This window comes from Mycobacterium sp. H4Y, from assembly GCF_000364405.1.
Classification (GTDB): domain Bacteria; phylum Actinomycetota; class Actinomycetes; order Mycobacteriales; family Mycobacteriaceae; genus Mycobacterium; species Mycobacterium intracellulare.
In genome coordinates this window covers 1-15,920 of record NZ_AKIG01000002.1, presented here as the reverse complement: position 1 = coordinate 15,920, position 15,920 = coordinate 1, and the positions used below count along the sequence as shown (strand labels likewise).

Sequence of the window (15,920 nt, the reverse complement as noted above, 5' to 3'; positions counted from 1 at the left end):
TGCGCCATTTCCCGCCCGCTGCGAGATACGCCAGAAAGCCCATCGGCTCGGCGACCGCCTCACACCTACGTGTGGGTAGCTGCCGTCGGCCGCGACCTCAAGGAAGTGTCTCTCAGATGAACCGGCTGGACTTCGTCGATCAGGCGTCGCTGCGCGACGACATCCCGGTTTTCGGCCCGGGCGACACCATCAACGTGCACGTCAAGGTCATCGAGGGCGCCAAGGAGCGCATCCAGGTGTTCAAGGGCGTGGTGATCCGCCGCCAGGGCGGTGGCATCCGCGAGACCTTCACCGTCCGCAAGGAAAGCTATGGCGTCGGCGTCGAGCGGACCTTCCCGGTGCACTCGCCCAACATCGACCACATCGAGGTCGTGACCCGTGGTGATGTCCGCCGCGCCAAGCTGTACTACCTGCGGGAGCTTCGCGGCAAGAAGGCCAAGATCAAGGAGAAGCGCTGAGCCGGGACGCCTTGGCGGCGCTGGTGATTCGCCTTACGGGTTTCCGAAGCGGATCACTCGCCGGCTTGCCGGGCGACAACCTGTGCTGGCTACGCTGATCACGTGACCGACACCGCGGATTCATCTAACCCCCAGTCCCACGCTGGCGAATCAGATCCGAAGGTCTCTACGCGCAATCCGGAGACGCGCCCCGACGACGCCGACGCGGCCGACCGGCCGGTCCCCGAACCAGGTCAACCGGACCAGGCGTCCGAGCCCGCCGGCGCCAAGCACTCCACGCTGCGCGAATTCGCCCTGCTGGCGGTGATCGCCGTCGCGCTCTACTACGTCATGTTGACGTTCGTCGCGCGGCCCTACCTGATCCCGTCGGAATCGATGGAGCCCACGCTGCACGGCTGCACCGGCTGCGTCGGCGACCGGATCATGGTGGACAAGATCAGCTACCGGTTCAGCGCGCCGAGCCCCGGCGACGTCATCGTCTTCAAGGGGCCGCCGCCGTGGAACCTCGGCTACAAGTCGATCCGGTCCAACAACACCGTGCTGCGCTGGATGCAGAACGCGCTGTCGTTCATCGGCTTCGTCCCGCCGGACGAAAACGACCTGGTGAAGCGGGTCATCGCGGTCGGCGGGCAGACGGTGGCGTGCCGGGCGGAGACCGGGCTGACGGTCGACGGCAAGCCGCTGAAGGAGCCGTACCTGGATCGCAACACCATGGCGGCCGACCCGTCGGTCTACCCGTGCCTGGGCAGCGAGTTCGGGCCGGTCGCCGTCCCGGCCGGGCGATTGTGGGTAATGGGCGACAACCGGACGCACTCGGCGGATTCGCGCGCCCACTGCACCAGCGTGCCCGCCGAGGCGCTCAAGGGCGTGCTGTGCACGGGCGACCCCACCACGGGGACCGTGCCGGTGTCCAATGTGATCGGCAAGGCCAGGTTCATCGTGTGGCCGCCGTCCCGGTGGGGTGGCGTGGAGTCGGTGAACCCGCAGCAGACTCGGTAACCATGGCCACGACGTGGCCGCCGCGCACGGTGATCCGGAAGTCGTCAGGGTTGCGCACCCTGGAGTCGGCGCTGTACCGCAACGGGCTGGGCCCGGTGGCCGGCGTCGACGAGGTCGGCCGCGGCGCCTGCGCGGGCCCGCTGGTGGTGGCCGCCTGTGTGCTCGGCCCGGGGCGAATGGAAAGCCTTGCCGCGCTTGATGATTCCAAGAAGCTCACCGAGGCCGCCCGGGAGAAGTTGTTCCCCCTGATCCGCCGCTACGCGTTGGCCTACCACGTGGTGTTCATCCCGCCCGCCGAGGTGGACCGGCGCGGTGTGCACGTCGCCAACATCGAGGGGATGCGCCGCGCCGTCGCCGGGCTGTCCGTGCGGCCGGGCTATGTCCTCAGCGACGGTTTCCGGGTGCCCGGCCTGGCGGTCCCGTCGCTGCCGGTCATCGGTGGCGACGGGGTCGCGGCGTGCATCGCGGCGGCCAGCGTGCTGGCGAAGGTCAGCCGCGACCGGCTGATGGTGGCCATGGAGGCCGATCACCCCGGCTACGGCTTCGCCCTGCACAAGGGCTACAGCACGCCGGCGCACAGCACGGCGCTGGCGCGGCTGGGCCCCTGCCCGGAGCACCGCTATTCGTTCATCAACGTGCGGCGCGTCGCGAACGGATCGGGCACCAGGCTGGTGGCCGACTGCGATCCGGACCCACCGCTGCAGCGCGACGGATATCGGTGAGGAAAGATGGGACCAGGGTCCCGGGGACACCATGTGGGAGAAGGACGTCTGAGCGGATGAGTGGCAGATGAGTGCAGAAGATCTCGAAAAGTATGAAACCGAGATGGAGCTCTCGCTGTACCGCGAATACAAGGACATCGTCGGCCAGTTCAGCTACGTCGTGGAAACCGAACGGCGCTTCTACCTGGCCAACAGCGTGGAGATGACGCCGCGCAACGCCGACGGCGAGGTCTACTTCGAGCTGCGGTTGTCGGACGCCTGGGTGTGGGACATGTACCGGCCGGCGCGGTTCGTCAAGCAGGTGCGCGTGGTCACCTTCAAGGACGTCAACATCGAAGAGGTCGAGAAGCCCGAGCTGCGGCTCCCCGAATAGCGCCGTTCAGGCGTTCGGGGGCAGCTGGTTTTCCGCGAGGGCGGGCAGCTGGCCGCGTTGCTCGATCACCGCGCGGGCGACCTCGGCCAGCTTGATGTTCAGCGCCTGGGAATGGCGGCGCAGCAGGTCGAAGGCGTCGTCCTCGCTCATGTCGTGCAGCAGCATCAGCATGCCGACCGCCTTGCCGATCTCGCGGTTGCTGAGCAGCCCCCGGCGCAGGCTGGCGGCGTCTTCCCCCTTGGCGACCGCGTTGATGGCGACGCTCGCGAAGGCCGCCAGCACCGCCGCCCGCCCGGCGGCCTCGGCGTCGAACATGTTCGGGGTATCGCTGAACAGGTTGAGCGCCGCGCCTTTGCGTTTGTCGACCAGGAGCCGAAATCCCATCGCCCCCCGCACCGGTGTCTCCGCGACCAGCACCGCCGCCAGCTTGGGCCACATCGACGGCGTGGTGAGGTCGGGCTCGATCTGGGGCGTCTCCTCCTCGATCGCATCGATGCACGGGCCGTCGCCGGCGCGGCGTTCCAGCTCGTCGACCTGCTGCGCCAGCCGGTCGCTGGCGCCGACGGTGACGTACCGGTCGTTCTCGCGCACCATCAGGCTGGCGTGGTCGCAGCCGCGGATGGCCAGGGTGGCGGCGACACAGATGGCCGCGTACATCTCGTTGGCATCCGAGCCCCGGTAGATGATTTCGGCCAGAGCTGCGAAAACCGTCGCGGGGTCGGCTTTCTCCCCACCAGTCGGGAGCGCCCCCGCGCGGGCTTTCGGGTCCTCCGCCATGTTGTTGCCTCGTTTCTTGCGGTGTCGACGGCGTAGCCTGTCGATCGCGGTAGATTATCGGCCGCCGACCCAACCCTTACACGCGGTTTGGTCCGGTTGCAGCGGATCGGCGCATGCTGCCGGCCGCCGTCGACCGGTGTGACGTTCCCCGGGCGGAGTTTCGGCTGGCCGCGGACGGGAAGGACGTCTGAATGGGTGTGACCGTCGCGGTGACCGGACCCACCGGCGAGATCGGGATCTCCGCGGTGACGGCGCTGGAGCGCGAACCCGCCGTCGACGCCGTGATCGGGATGGCCCGCCGGCCGTTTGACCCGTCGTCACGAGGCTGGCTGAAGACCACCTATCAGCAGGGCGACATCCTGGACCGCCAGGCCGTCGACGCCCTGGTTGCTCGGGCCGACGTGGTGATCCATCTCGCCTTCATCATCATGGGCTCGCGCGACGAGAGCGCCCGCGTCAATCTGCAAGGGACCCGCAACGTCTTCGAAGCGACGGTGGCCGCCGAGCGGCCGCGGCGCCTGGTGTACACCTCGTCGGTGGCGGCCTACGGCTACCACTCCGACAACCCCGTCCCGCTGACCGAGGACGTGCCGGTGCGGGGGTCCGCCGAGCATTACTACTCCGCACAGAAGGCCGCGTGCGAGGCGATGCTCGCAGACATCACGAAGGATTCGGCGCTGGAGATCTTCGTCTTGCGCCCGTGTGTGGTCGCCGGGTCCAACGCCACCGCCCTCGCCGACGCCATGCCGTGGAATCAGCTGCCCGGCCCGCTGCGCGCCATTGTCAAGGCACTCAAGGCCGTTCCGATGCTGAAGCCGGTGGTGCCGGATCCGGGTTTCCCGCTGCAACTGGTTCACCACGACGATGTCGCGTCCGCGATCGCGCTGGCGGCGACCGCCCCGGCGCCGCCGGGGGCCTACAACATCGCCGGTGACGGCGTGGTGTCGGTGGCCGACGTGGCCAAGGCGTTGGGCGGGCGGCCGGTACGGGTCCCCGCCGTCGCGGCTTCAGCGGCGTCGGCGGCGATCTCGCGGGTTCCGCTGGTGCCGTCCATGCTGGAATGGCTGCACACCGCGCGCACGTCGATGGTCATGGACACCACCAAGGCCAAGACCCAGCTGGGCTGGCGGCCCGTTCACACCTCGGCGCAGGCCTTGGCGGCGCTGGCCGGTGCGGTCTGAGACGGTCTGGGCCGGTCTGGGACCGGAGAGCGCGCCGCCGGGCCGCCAGGCGGTAATTTGTTGCTGTGAGGTCTCACCGTTCGGCCGTGTCTAGGCCTGCCGCCGCCGATTACGACGAACACGCGGTCACCGTCACGCCGCGTAAGCGCGAGGCGGCGGGCGTTCGGGCGGTGATGGTCTCGTTGCAGCGGGGGTTCGAGCAGATGGGCGCGCTGCGCACCGCCGCGGCGCTGGCCCGGCTCAACCAGCGCAACGGCTTCGACTGCCCCGGCTGCGCGTGGCCCGAGGAGCCGGGTGGGCGCAAGGTGGCCGAGTTCTGCGAGAACGGCGCCAAGGCCGTCGCCGAGGAGGCCACGAAACGTACTGTCACGCCGGAATTCTTCGCCCGGCACTCGATCGCCGAGCTGTCGGCGAAGCCCGAGTATTGGCTGTCCCAACAGGGCAGGCTCACCGAGCCCATGGTGCTGCGCCCCGGCGACGACCACTACCGGCCGATCGGCTGGGACGACGCCTACCGCTTGATCGCCGATCAGTTGGCCGGCCTGGGCAGCCCCGATGAGGCGGTGTTCTACACGTCGGGCCGCACCAGCAACGAGGCCGCGTTCTGCTATCAGCTACTGGTCCGGTGCTTCGGCACCAACAACCTGCCGGACTGCTCCAACATGTGCCACGAGTCCTCGGGCTCGGCGCTCACCGAGTCGATCGGAATCGGAAAGGGCTCGGTCACCGTCGAGGACGTCGAGCTTGCCGACCTGATCGTCATCGCCGGACAAAACCCGGGCACCAACCACCCGCGGATGTTGTCGGTGTTGGAGAAGGCAAAGGCCAACGGCGCCAAGATCATTGCGGTGAACCCGCTGCCCGAGGCCGGATTGATCCGGTTCAAAGACCCGCAGAAGGTGCGCGGCGTCGTCGGCCACGGCATCCCGATCGCCGACGAATTCGTGCAGATCCGTCTCGGCGGTGACATGGCGCTGTTCGCCGGGCTGGGCAGGCTGCTGCTCGAGGCCGACGACCGCGCCCCGGGAACCGTCATCGACACCGCGTTCGTCGAGGCGCACTGCGCCGGGTTCGACGAGTACCGGCGTCGGACCGTCGACATCGACCTGGACGACGTGTTCGCCGCCACCGGGATCGAGCGCCGGCAGCTCGACCGCGTCGCCGCCATGCTGATGGCGTCGCGGCGCACGGTGGTGTGCTGGGCGATGGGCCTGACCCAGCACGCCCACGCGGTCGCCACCATCGGCGAGATCACCAACGTGCTGCTGCTGCGCGGCATGATCGGCAAGCCGGGCGCGGGAGTCTGCCCCGTCCGTGGGCATTCCAATGTGCAGGGCGATCGGACGATGGGCATCTGGGAGCAGATGCCCGAGGAGTTTCTGGCCGCCCTGGATCGTCGGTTCGGCATCACCACTCCCCGCAAGCACGGGTATGACACCGTGGCTGCGATCCGGGCGATGCGCGACGGGCGGGCCAAGGTGTTCGTGGGTATGGGTGGTAACTTCGCGTCGGCCACCCCCGATACCGTCGTCACCGAGGCCGCCTTGCGCAATTGCGCGCTGACCGTGCAGATCTCGACCAAACTCAACCGCAGCCACCTGGTGCACGGGAACACCGCGCTGATCCTGCCGACACTCGGGCGCACCGACCGTGACATTCGTGACGGTCGGAAACAGGTTGTCTCGGTTGAGGATTCGATGTCAATGGTGCACTTGTCACGCGGCAGGCTGCGCCCACCGAGCGACCAGCTGCGCAGCGAGGTGGAAATCGTCTGCCAGCTGGCCCTAACGATTCTCGGTGCGGCGCACCCGGTTCCGTGGGAAAGCTTCGCGGCCGACTACGACACCATCCGCGACGCGATCGCCGCGGTGGTCCCCGGCTGCACCGATTACAATCGCAAGGTGCGTCAGCCCGACGGGTTCCAGCTCCCGCACCCGCCGCGAGACACACGTGAATTCCACACCAGCACGGGGCGGGCCAACTTCGCGATCAACCCGCTGCAGTGGGTGCCGGTGCCGCCGGGCCGACTGGTGCTGCAGACGATACGCAGCCACGACCAGTACAACACCACGATCTACGGCCTCGACGACCGTTACCGCGGGGTCAAGGGCGGGCGTCGGGTGGTGTTCGTCAACCCCGCCGACATCGAAGCCCTCGGCCTGACCGAGGGCGAGCGGGTCGACCTGGTGTCGGAGTGGACGGACGCCGACGGCGGGCTTCAGGAGCGGCGCGCGAAAGACTTTCTGGTGGTTGCGTATTCCACTCCGGCCGGTAATGCCGCGGCCTACTACCCGGAGACCAATTCGCTTGTTCCACTGGATCACACGGCGGCGAAATCGAACACGCCGGTGTCGAAAGCCGTCGTCATCAGGGTGGAGCCCGCGACGGCCGCGTTGCCGGCTACCGGCGGTGAAATGGCGTAGTGGGGCACGTAACGTCGCGTCGCCGGGTGACGCATCTGAGGGCCGAGAAGGCGACCACCCGGGCGGAAACCCTGGTGGTCGAGGAGCCTTTGGAGATCCGGGTCGACGGGGTGGCGGTCACCGTGACGATGCGCACGCCGGGATCGGATATCGAACTCGCCCAAGGCTTTCTGCTCACCGAGGGGGTCATCGGTGGCCGTGACGACGTGCACACCATCCGCTACTGCGCCGGGCGTGGCGATGACGGCGCGAACACGTACAACGTGCTGGACGTGACGCTGGCGCCCGGTGTTCCCAAACCGGACCTCGATGTCACCCGCAACTTCTACACCACCTCGTCGTGCGGGGTGTGCGGCAAGGCTTCGCTGGATGCGGTGCGGTTGGTCAGCCGGTTCACTCCGGGCGCCGATCCCGCCACTGTCGCGGCGAGCATGTTGAAAACGATGCCCGGCCAACTTCGTTCCGCACAAAAGGTTTTCGACAGCACCGGGGGGCTGCACGCGGCGGCGCTGTTCGGCGTCGACGGCGAGATGCTGGTGGTGCGCGAGGACGTCGGCAGGCACAACGCGGTCGACAAGGTGATCGGCTGGGCGTTGGAGCATCAGCGGATACCGCTGCAGGCCTGCGTGCTGCTGGTCAGTGGGCGGGCGTCGTTCGAGCTGACCCAAAAGGCCGTGATGGCGGGGATTCCGGTGCTGGCGGCCGTGTCCGCGCCGTCGTCGCTGGCGGTTTCGCTGGCCGAGGAGTCCGGCATCACGCTGGTGGCGTTTTTGCGGGAGGATTCGATGAACATCTACACCCGGGCCGACCGCATCACGTAACCCGATGGGTGCCGCGCCATCGGCTGTGGATGGATGCCGCACTGGGGATAACCGGCCGGTGCGGGCGGGTGCGGGCGCCGGTGGCGGCCCGCTCCGTCGGGGCCGCCGGGCACGGTGGCTCGCATGACGACCGAAACGACGATGACCCGGATCCAGCTGGGGGCGATGGGCGAGGCGCTCGCCGTGGATCATCTGACGCGGGCGGGATTACGGATCCTGCACCGCAATTGGCGCTGCCGCTACGGCGAACTCGACATCATCGCCTGCGACGACGCCGGCACGGCGGTGTTCGTCGAGGTCAAGACCCGCACCGGTGACGGTTACGGGGGGCTGGCTCATGCCGTCACCCCGCGCAAGGTCCGGCGGCTGCGCCGGCTGGCCGGGCTGTGGCTGGCCGGCCAGGATCGGCGATGGGCGGCGATCCGCATCGATGTGATCGGGGTGCGGGTCGGGCGCCGCCGCACCCCCGAGATCACCCATCTGCAAGGGATCGGCTGATGGCGCTGGGGCGCGCGTTCTCCGTCGCGGTGCGCGGCGTGGACGGGGAGATCGTGGAAATCGAGGCCGACATCGCTTCCGGACTGCCGGGCGTGCACCTGGTGGGCCTGCCCGACGCCGCGCTGCAGGAGTCGCGCGACCGGGTCCGGGCCGCGGTCGCCAATTGCGGCAACGCCTGGCCGCAGGCCCGGCTCACATTGGCGTTGTCGCCGGCGACGTTGCCGAAGATGGGGTCCGTCTACGACATCGCGCTGGCCGCCGCGGTGCTGTCGGCGCAGCGGAAGAACCCGTGGGACCGACTGGAGAAAACGGTGCTGCTGGGCGAGCTGTCGCTGGACGGACGGGTCCGGCCGGTGCGCGGAGTGCTGCCCGCGGTGCTGGCCGCCAAACGGGACGGATGGCCGGCCGTGGTGGTCCCGATGGACAACCTCGCCGAGGCGAGCCTGGTGGACGGCATCGATGTGTGGGGCGTGCGGACCCTGGGTCAGTTGCAGAAATGGCTCGGCGGCACCGGCGTCCTGGACAACCGGATCCATGCGGACGGCACGGCTGAGGAACCGGTGGTGGATCTGGTCGACGTGATCGGACAGGCGCAAGCGCGGTTCGCGGTGGAGCTGGCCGCCGCCGGGGCGCACCACCTGATGCTTACCGGCCCGCCGGGAGTGGGCAAAACGATGCTCGCGCAACGCCTTCCGGGCCTGCTCCCGCCGTTGACGGAGAGCGAGTCGCTGGAAGTCACCGCGATCCACTCGGTGGCCGGGTTGCTGTCGGGGGACACGCCGTTGATCACCCGGCCGCCGTTCGTGGCGCCGCATCACAGTTCCAGCGTCGCGGCGCTGGTCGGCGGCGGCTCCGGGATGGCCCGCCCGGGCGCTGTCAGCCGGGCTCATCGTGGGGTGCTCTTCCTCGACGAGTGCGCCGAGATCCGGGTTAGCGCGTTGGAGGCCCTGCGAACACCGTTGGAGGACGGCGAAATTCGCCTCGCCCGCCGCGACGGCGTGGCGTGCTATCCGGCCCGGTTCCAACTGGTGCTGGCCGCCAACTTGTGCCCCTGCGCGCCGGCCGATCCGCAGGACTGCATGTGCCCGGCGGCGACCAAACGCCGCTACCTGGGCAAGTTGTCCGGGCCGCTGCTGGATCGCGTGGACCTCCGGGTGCAGATGGATCCGGTGCGGGCAAAGGCGTTCTCGCGTCGCGACGGCGAATCCACGGCACAGGTCCGTCAGCGGGTGGCGGCCGCGCGTGAGGCCGCCGCGCAGCGTTGGCTGCCGCACGGTTGCCGCACCAACGCCGAGGTCAGCGGGACGCTGCTGCGGCGAAAGTTCCGCCCCGGCAACGCGGTGATGGAGCCGCTGCAAAAGGCGCTGGATCATGGGCTGCTCAGCATCCGCGGCCTCGATCGCACGTTGCGGGTCGCGTGGAGCTTGGCGGACCTGGCCGGCCGCACATCGCCCGGGCTCGACGAGGTCGCCGCCGCGCTCAGCTTCCGCCAGCCCGGGGCGCAGCGATGAGCGCCGCGGCCGACCGGCAGCCCGGGTCACCAGCGCGCCATCGTCAGCCAATCGGTGTGCCCGCCCCGCACCGCGATCGCGACGCTCACCAGGATCGCGAACGCGCGGGCGAATTGTGCCATGGCACGCCCGCTTTCGCGACGGTGTTCCATCTCGCGCAGCGCGACGCAGGCCAGGCCGATGCTGATGAGGGGGATGGGAAACCCGATCCAGCTGACCATACTCAGCACGAACGCCGAGACCGCCCAGGGGTTTTTGGGGCGCTCGGAGGCCGGGCACGCCATCGACAGGTCGAGCATCATCGTTCGCTCCGTTCGGTGCGGGCCGGCGTGCGGCGGCCGGCGGCTGACGACAACACGTTCGCCCGGGCGGCTGGACGGATCCTTGGCGAATCCTTGGGGCCGGGAGCGCGGCGATGAGCGCCACGGCCGACGGCGCCGCCCTGCGGGCGTGGGCCTATCTGTCCCGGGTGGCCGAACCGCCCTGTTCCGGGCTGGCCGCCCTGGTGCGATGTGTGGGCCCGGTCGAGGCGGCCGAGCGGGTCCGGCGGGGATCGGTTGACGACGACCTGGCCCGCCACACCCGGGCCAGGCGCGACATCGACACCTCAGCGGCCGATCTCGAGATGATCGCTCGCCGGGGCGGGCGGTTGATCACCCCCGACGACGACGAGTGGCCGCTGCTGCCGTTCGCCGGGTTCCACGGTGCCGAGCCGCGACGGCGCGGCGGTCCGCCGATGGTTCCGCCCATGGTGTTGTGGGCGCAGGGGCCGGCCCGACTCGATGACGTCGCGCAGCGGGCGGCCGCCGTGGTCGGGACGCGCGCGTCGACGTCGTACGGCGAGCGGGTGGCCGGCGAACTGGCGGCCGACCTGGCGCAGCGTGACGTCGCGGTCGTCTCCGGCGGCGCCTACGGCATCGACAGCGCCGCTCACCGGGCCGTGCTGGAGTGCGACGGGATCACCGTGGCGGTCCTCGCCGGCGGGCTCGACGTCCCCTACCCGAGCGGGCACACCGCGCTGCTGCACCGCATCGGCCAGCACGGGCTGGTGTTCACCGAATACGCGCCCGGCGTCCGCCCCGCGCGCCACCGGTTCCTGACCCGCAATCGGCTGGTGGCCGCGGCCGCCGGGGCCGCGGTGGTGGTGGAAGCCGGTCTGCGCAGCGGGGCGGCCAACACCGCGGCCTGGGCGCGGGCGTTGGGGCGAGTGGTGGCCGCGGTGCCCGGACCCGTGACATCGTCGGCGTCGGCGGGCTGCCATGCGCTGCTGCGCGACGGTGCCGAGCTGGTTACCCGGGCCGACCACATCGTCGAACTCATCGGCCACATCGGCGAACTGGCCTCCGACGAGCCCCGCCCGGTCACGCCTCTCGACGGCCTCAGCGACACCGAGCACCGGGTATACGAGGCGTTACCGGGCCGCGGCGGCGCCACCGTCGACGAGATCGCGGCCGCGTCCGGGCTGATGCCCGAGCAGGTGCTGGGACCGCTGGCGATGCTGGAGCTGGCCGGGTTGCTGCGGCGCCAGGACGGGCGCTGGCGAATCGTGCGCGCACACGGCGCCGCGGCGACGGTGCTGCCTTCCTGAACGGGATCGGCCGGAGAGCCGCTCGTGCGCCGGGGAAGCACAACCGCGCAGCTCGTTGCGCGCTGACGGGATCCAGATATTGCGAGGCGCTGAACGAATCACATCGCAGGACAAACCACTTGTCATGCGCGCATGGTCGGGCTAATTGCCAGTCAGTCTGTGGGAATACTGAGGCTCGTGTGGTCGGCCGGGGCCGGAAGCCGACAGGAGAACGTTGGTCGACCGGTCACGCCGCCTGTCCAACCAGCCGGTAAGGGAGGCGGCGCTGAACGGTCTCATCGACGCTGACGGTGAAGACATACGAGCCCAGCTTCTCCAACCGAAGTACCGGAATGTTGACTGCGAAGGCAACTGACTGGGTTTCGTCGACCTCGTGACGGTTCGACTTGCCGATGTTGAATTTAAATTGGGTGCGGAACGGTTCGTATTCGTCCACACCGCTTTGAACCTCAACTGCACGCCCGTCCGAGTCCAGTAGTTCAATGTCGACCGTGTGCTCTCGGTCGCTCGCCGTCCGCGGTACTTCGACGACAATTCCGAGGCCCACCGAGACCGTAAAGGGCACCGGGTGCCCGGCCGGAATGTGGACCTGGTCTATGCCTCCCGCCGAGATGTACAACAAGTTGTTTTGCGCCTCAGCGTGGTTACACAAGATTGCTGTCAACTCCATGTCGAGAACAGTACGCAGAAAGCCTTACCGCAGTGAGTAATTGGCAATATCGATCGCCAAGCCGCCCTGTGACCGAATGACGGGTACTCAACGGATTTCGCTGACCGATGCTTTTCTGCTGTTCAGAGGCCAGACGTCGATTCGCGGTCAAGGTTGGCGGCAGCTGTGGTGACCGGGGCAAGCGACGCCGCACCGGCGCGTCAGGTCCACCTATCCGCAGCGCGGCGAAAGGCGTTTGAATTCATCGAGTTCCGTCGACGGTCCGAATGCCCATCCGCTAGTGCGACGAGGCCGGCTCGGCGCTCAGCTCGACCTCATTGCCGATCGGGACAAAAGCCGAGTTCAGGCCCGGTTCCCGGCGGCCGTCGCGCGTTGGCAGTTCACCGCAAGTCCGCCCCGGCCATTCTGCGCTACCGTTCGATTCCCAGGCCGGTGGAAACTTCGGTTGATGCGGCCAACCAAATTTTCTAACGTATACCCGAATCAGTCTTACATGCGCATAATAGAAGCCATCAAGGTCAATACTCCACGGGGGCAGTAAGAGTCATCTGACTTTGGGTGTCGTCACTCAAACGACGCGGTGAGAAGGCTATGGATTTTGCTGAGCTGCCCCCAGAGATCAATTCCACGCGCATGTATAGCGGCCCCGGGGCGGGGCCGATTCTGGCGGCCGCGGCGGCTTGGGACGCGCTGGCCGCGACACTGGCGTCCACCGCCAGTGGCTACGTCTCGGTGGTGTCGGAGCTGGCAGGCCAGGTGTGGTTGGGGCCGGCGTCGCTGGCGATGGTGGCTGCAGCGGCCCCCTATGCGGAGTGGCTGGCGACCACGGGCACTCAGGCCGCGCAAACCGCCGCCCAGGCGTATGCCGCGGCGGCGGCCTACGAGGCGGCGTTCATCGCGACAGTGCCCCCGCCGGCGGTCGCCGAGAATCGCGCGCAGTTGGCGGCGTTGGTCGCGACCAATTTCCTGGGGCAGAACACGCCGGCGATCATGGCTACCGAAGCCCTGTACACGGAGATGTGGGCCCAGGACGCCGCCGTCATGTACGGGTACGAGGCTGCGTCGGTGGCCGCGAGCGCCCTTACCCCATTCGGGGAGCCGCCGCGGACCACGAACCCTGCCGGGCAGGGAGCTCGCGCCGGCGCGATGGTCCGGGCCGTCGGCGACTCCACCAGCGCCCGAATCCAATCCCTCACGCAGCTGAGCTCGCCCACCGCCTCGCAGCAGGCTGGTTCGACTGCGGTGTCCCAGCAGTCTGCCTCGACTGCGGTGTCCCAGCAGTCTGGTTCGACTGCGGTGTCCCAGCAGGCCAGCTCGTTCGCGGCGTCTCAACAGCTCAGCGCGTCTGCGTTGTCTCAGCAGTCCGCGTCGAACGCTGTCTCCTCGCAGCCGGGCGCGACAACGGTGTCTCAGCAGGCGGTGTCGCCGACCTTGTCCCAGCAGCTTGGCTCGACCGCTGTGTCGCCCCAGTCAGCGCCGAGCGCCGTCTCCCCGCAGCCGACCACGACCACGGCCTATCAGGTGGCCTCACCCGCGGCGTCGAACCAGCCGGCCGCCACCGCGGTGTCACAGCAGTCGGCCTCGACGGCGGCCACTCAGCAGGTCAGCTCGAGCGCGGCCACGCAGCAGCTCAGCTCGACGGCGGCCACTCAGCAGGTCAGCTCGTCAGCGGGCACCCAGCAGCTCAGCTCGAGTGCGGTGACGCAGCAGCTCAGCTCGTCGGCGACCACCCAGCAGCTCAGCTCGAGTGCGGTGACGCAGCAGCTCAGCTCGTCCGCGGCCACCCAGCAGCTCAGCTCGAGTGCGGTGACGCAGCAGGCGGCGTCGACCACTGTCTCCCAAGGGCTCACCGAAACTCACGTCATCATCAACGGTGTCGACCCGATCTCCCTCTCCGGCGACGTCACCGGCACCACTCACCTCACCGCCGGAAATGACTACGTCATCCTGGCCGGCAACACCGTCACCATCGACCCCGGTGCCAGCCTCATCGCCGACTCCGGCAGCACCCTCACTGTGGACGGCACCCTCACCATCGACGGTGGAACGCTCGGTTCCGGTGGCAGCCTGGTCGACGGCGGCGTCATCACCGTCGCGAATGGCGGCGCCGTTACCGTCAACGGCGGCGCGCTTGTCGCCGACGGCGGCACCCTCACCGTCAGCAACACCCTGACCGTCGCGAGCGGCGGCACGGTCACTGTCAACGGCGGATCGGTTGTGGGCGCCGGAGGCAGCGTGACCGTGAGCTCCGGCGGTGTCCTCACCGACAGTGGCACCATCACCGTCAGCAGCGGAGGGCTTCTCGGCTCCGGCGGCACCCTGACCAACGGCGGGACATTGACCATTGGTTCCGGCGGCGTGCTCGTCGACGGCAGCACCGTGACGGTCAGTTCGGGCGGCACGCTGGCCGACGGTGGCAGCCTGACCATCAGCTCCGGCAGCAGCCTCGTCGTCCACTCGGGCGGCGCCGTGACCGACAGCGGCGCCTTGACCGTCAGTTCGGGTGGCACGCTGACCGACGGCGGCACCGTCACCGTCACCGGCGGCGGCGTGCTCACCGACGGCGGCACCCTCACGAACACGGGCGGGACCGTCATCGTCAGCACCGGCGGCACCGACAGCGGCACGTTGAGCGTGGGCTCCGGCGTGACCTTCACCGACAGCGGCACCGTGACCGTGGGCTCGGGTGGCACCCTGACCGACGGGGGCACCGTGACCATCACCAGCGGTGGCACGTTGACAGACGGCGGTACGGTCACCATCGCGAGCGGTGGCACTTTGACGGATTCTGGTGCATTGACCGTGAATTCGGGCGGTGTGTTCACCGATAGCGGCTCGTTCACCGTAGGTACAGGTGTCACGGTCGTCGATAACGGCACGCTCAACCTCAACAGCGCTGTCAGCCTCACCGGCAGCACAATCAATGTGGGCCCCACGGGCGCGCTCAATGTCAACAGCGGCGGCACGCTCACCACCGGTCTGGGTGGCACGTTGACCGACGGCGGTGCTGTCACCATCAATTCGGGCGGCACCCTGACGGACGGCGGCACCGTGACCGTCACTGGCGGTGGCACATTGACAGACGGCGGCACCCTGACCAACACCGGCGGGACCGTCGTTGTCAGCACCGGCGGCACCGATAGCGGGACTCTGACCGTGGGCTCCGGCGTGACCTTCACCGACAGCGGCACCGTGACCGTCAACACCGGTGGCAACCTGACCGTCAACGGCGCGCTCACTGTCGGCCCGACCGGCACGTTGACCGACGGCGGTGCCGTCATGGTCAATTCGGGTGGCACTCTTACTGATGGCGGTGCAGTGACTGTCAACGTCGGTGGGACTCTGTCGGATAGTGGGACGGTCACTGTGGGTCCGACTGGCTCGTTGACCGATGGTGGTGCGGTCACGGTGAATGCGGGTGGTGTGCTGACGGATAGTGGTGCGCTGTCGGTTGATTCGGGTGGTGTGTTGACCGATAGCGGTACGTTCACCATGGATTCCGGTGTCACGGTGATTGATAACGGCGCGTTCAACGTGAACAGTGGTGTGAGTCTGAATGGCAGCACGATCAACGTGGGCTCCAGTGGTGCGCTCAACGTCAATAGCGGGGGCTCGCTGACCGTCGGTTCCACTGGCACGTTGACCGACAGCGGTGCGGTTACGGTCAATTCGGGTGGGGTGTTGACCGATAGTGGGACTGTCACCGTTAACGGGGGTGCGGTGCTGGGCTCGGGTGGCACCCTGACTGACGCCGGCACTCTGACCGTCACCGACGGCGGCGCCCTCAACGTGAATGCCGGAGCGGTTCTGGGCTCGGGTGGCACCGTGACCGACAGCGGCACTCTCACTGTCGCGAATGGCGGCGCGCTGTCCGTCAACGGCGGATCGATTGTCGGGTC

Annotated in this window: 14 protein-coding genes and 1 pseudogene; 12 read left to right on the top strand and 3 right to left on the bottom strand. The window is 68.6% G+C overall.

Translation table 11 applies throughout. The features are described from left to right. Positions 1 to 116: 116 nt before the first annotated feature. The 4 genes from rplS (at position 117) to W7U_RS13735 (ending at position 2,552) form a co-directional block, all read left to right on the top strand. Positions 117 to 458 carry a 50S ribosomal protein L19 gene (gene rplS / locus W7U_RS13750; RefSeq protein ID WP_007775353.1) on the top strand — a complete coding sequence of 114 codons (342 nt, stop codon included), beginning with the start codon at positions 117 to 119 and terminating at the stop codon, positions 456 to 458. Between the two features lie 102 nt (positions 459 to 560). Further along, positions 561 to 1,457, top strand: a complete 897-nt coding sequence (gene lepB / locus W7U_RS13745; RefSeq protein WP_008258883.1) for a signal peptidase I — start codon at positions 561 to 563, stop codon at positions 1,455 to 1,457. A gap of 2 nt (positions 1,458 to 1,459) precedes the next feature. After that, entirely contained in the window at positions 1,460 to 2,179 is a 720-nt protein-coding gene (locus tag W7U_RS13740; RefSeq protein ID WP_008258881.1) for a ribonuclease HII, read from the top strand. A gap of 67 nt (positions 2,180 to 2,246) precedes the next feature. Beyond that, positions 2,247 to 2,552: a DUF2469 domain-containing protein gene (locus W7U_RS13735; RefSeq protein WP_003875077.1), complete on the top strand. Its 306-nt coding sequence runs from the start codon at positions 2,247 to 2,249 to the stop codon at positions 2,550 to 2,552. Between the two features lie 6 nt (positions 2,553 to 2,558). Here the strand turns inward: W7U_RS13735 and W7U_RS13730 are convergent, their stop codons facing one another. Further along, entirely contained in the window at positions 2,559 to 3,329 is a 771-nt protein-coding gene (locus W7U_RS13730) for a GAF and ANTAR domain-containing protein (RefSeq protein WP_008258879.1), read from the bottom strand. A 191-nt stretch (positions 3,330 to 3,520) separates the two neighbouring features. On the opposite strand from W7U_RS13730, the gene W7U_RS13725 reads away from it, so the two are divergent. The 5 genes from W7U_RS13725 (at position 3,521) to W7U_RS13705 (ending at position 9,763) form a co-directional block, all read left to right on the top strand. Continuing rightward, positions 3,521 to 4,510 carry an NAD-dependent epimerase/dehydratase family protein gene (locus tag W7U_RS13725; protein WP_008258878.1) on the top strand — a complete coding sequence of 330 codons (990 nt, stop codon included), beginning with the start codon at positions 3,521 to 3,523 and terminating at the stop codon, positions 4,508 to 4,510. A 65-nt stretch (positions 4,511 to 4,575) separates the two neighbouring features. Further along, positions 4,576 to 6,933 (top strand): FdhF/YdeP family oxidoreductase, encoded by a 2,358-nt coding sequence (locus W7U_RS13720; protein ID WP_170320604.1) that lies wholly within the window; start codon positions 4,576 to 4,578, stop codon positions 6,931 to 6,933. Further along, on the top strand, positions 6,933 to 7,754 hold the full coding sequence (fdhD, locus tag W7U_RS13715) for a formate dehydrogenase accessory sulfurtransferase FdhD (protein WP_008258876.1): 822 nt from the start codon (positions 6,933 to 6,935) through the stop codon (positions 7,752 to 7,754). The genes W7U_RS13720 and fdhD overlap by 1 nt, the downstream gene beginning before the upstream one ends. 123 nt (positions 7,755 to 7,877) lie before the next feature. After that, positions 7,878 to 8,252 carry a YraN family protein gene (locus W7U_RS13710; protein ID WP_008258875.1) on the top strand — a complete coding sequence of 125 codons (375 nt, stop codon included), beginning with the start codon at positions 7,878 to 7,880 and terminating at the stop codon, positions 8,250 to 8,252. Continuing rightward, positions 8,252 to 9,763: a YifB family Mg chelatase-like AAA ATPase gene (locus W7U_RS13705; RefSeq protein WP_008258874.1), complete on the top strand. Its 1,512-nt coding sequence runs from the start codon at positions 8,252 to 8,254 to the stop codon at positions 9,761 to 9,763. The genes W7U_RS13710 and W7U_RS13705 overlap by 1 nt, the downstream gene beginning before the upstream one ends. A 26-nt stretch (positions 9,764 to 9,789) precedes the next feature. Here the strand turns inward: W7U_RS13705 and W7U_RS13700 are convergent, their stop codons facing one another. Then, positions 9,790 to 10,065 (bottom strand): DUF4190 domain-containing protein, encoded by a 276-nt coding sequence (locus W7U_RS13700; protein ID WP_008258872.1) that lies wholly within the window; start codon positions 10,063 to 10,065, stop codon positions 9,790 to 9,792. Between the two features lie 113 nt (positions 10,066 to 10,178). On the opposite strand from W7U_RS13700, the gene dprA reads away from it, so the two are divergent. Beyond that, a complete protein-coding gene (gene dprA, locus W7U_RS13695) occupies positions 10,179 to 11,351 on the top strand; it encodes a DNA-processing protein DprA (RefSeq protein ID WP_008258871.1) in 1,173 nt (390 codons plus the stop codon). 226 nt (positions 11,352 to 11,577) lie between these two features. On the opposite strand, the gene W7U_RS13690 is transcribed toward dprA, so the two are convergent. Beyond that, on the bottom strand, positions 11,578 to 12,021 hold the full coding sequence (locus tag W7U_RS13690; protein ID WP_008258870.1) for a hypothetical protein: 444 nt from the start codon (positions 12,019 to 12,021) through the stop codon (positions 11,578 to 11,580). A gap of 591 nt (positions 12,022 to 12,612) precedes the next feature. Between W7U_RS13690 and W7U_RS25625 the strand changes: the two are divergent. Continuing rightward, positions 12,613 to 13,035: pseudogene (locus W7U_RS25625) on the top strand (PPE family protein); the annotation flags it as partial. A gap of 282 nt (positions 13,036 to 13,317) precedes the next feature. Further along, positions 13,318 to 15,920 (top strand): hypothetical protein (locus W7U_RS26485; protein ID WP_197538620.1); only part of this gene is annotated, 2,603 nt, incomplete at its 3' end.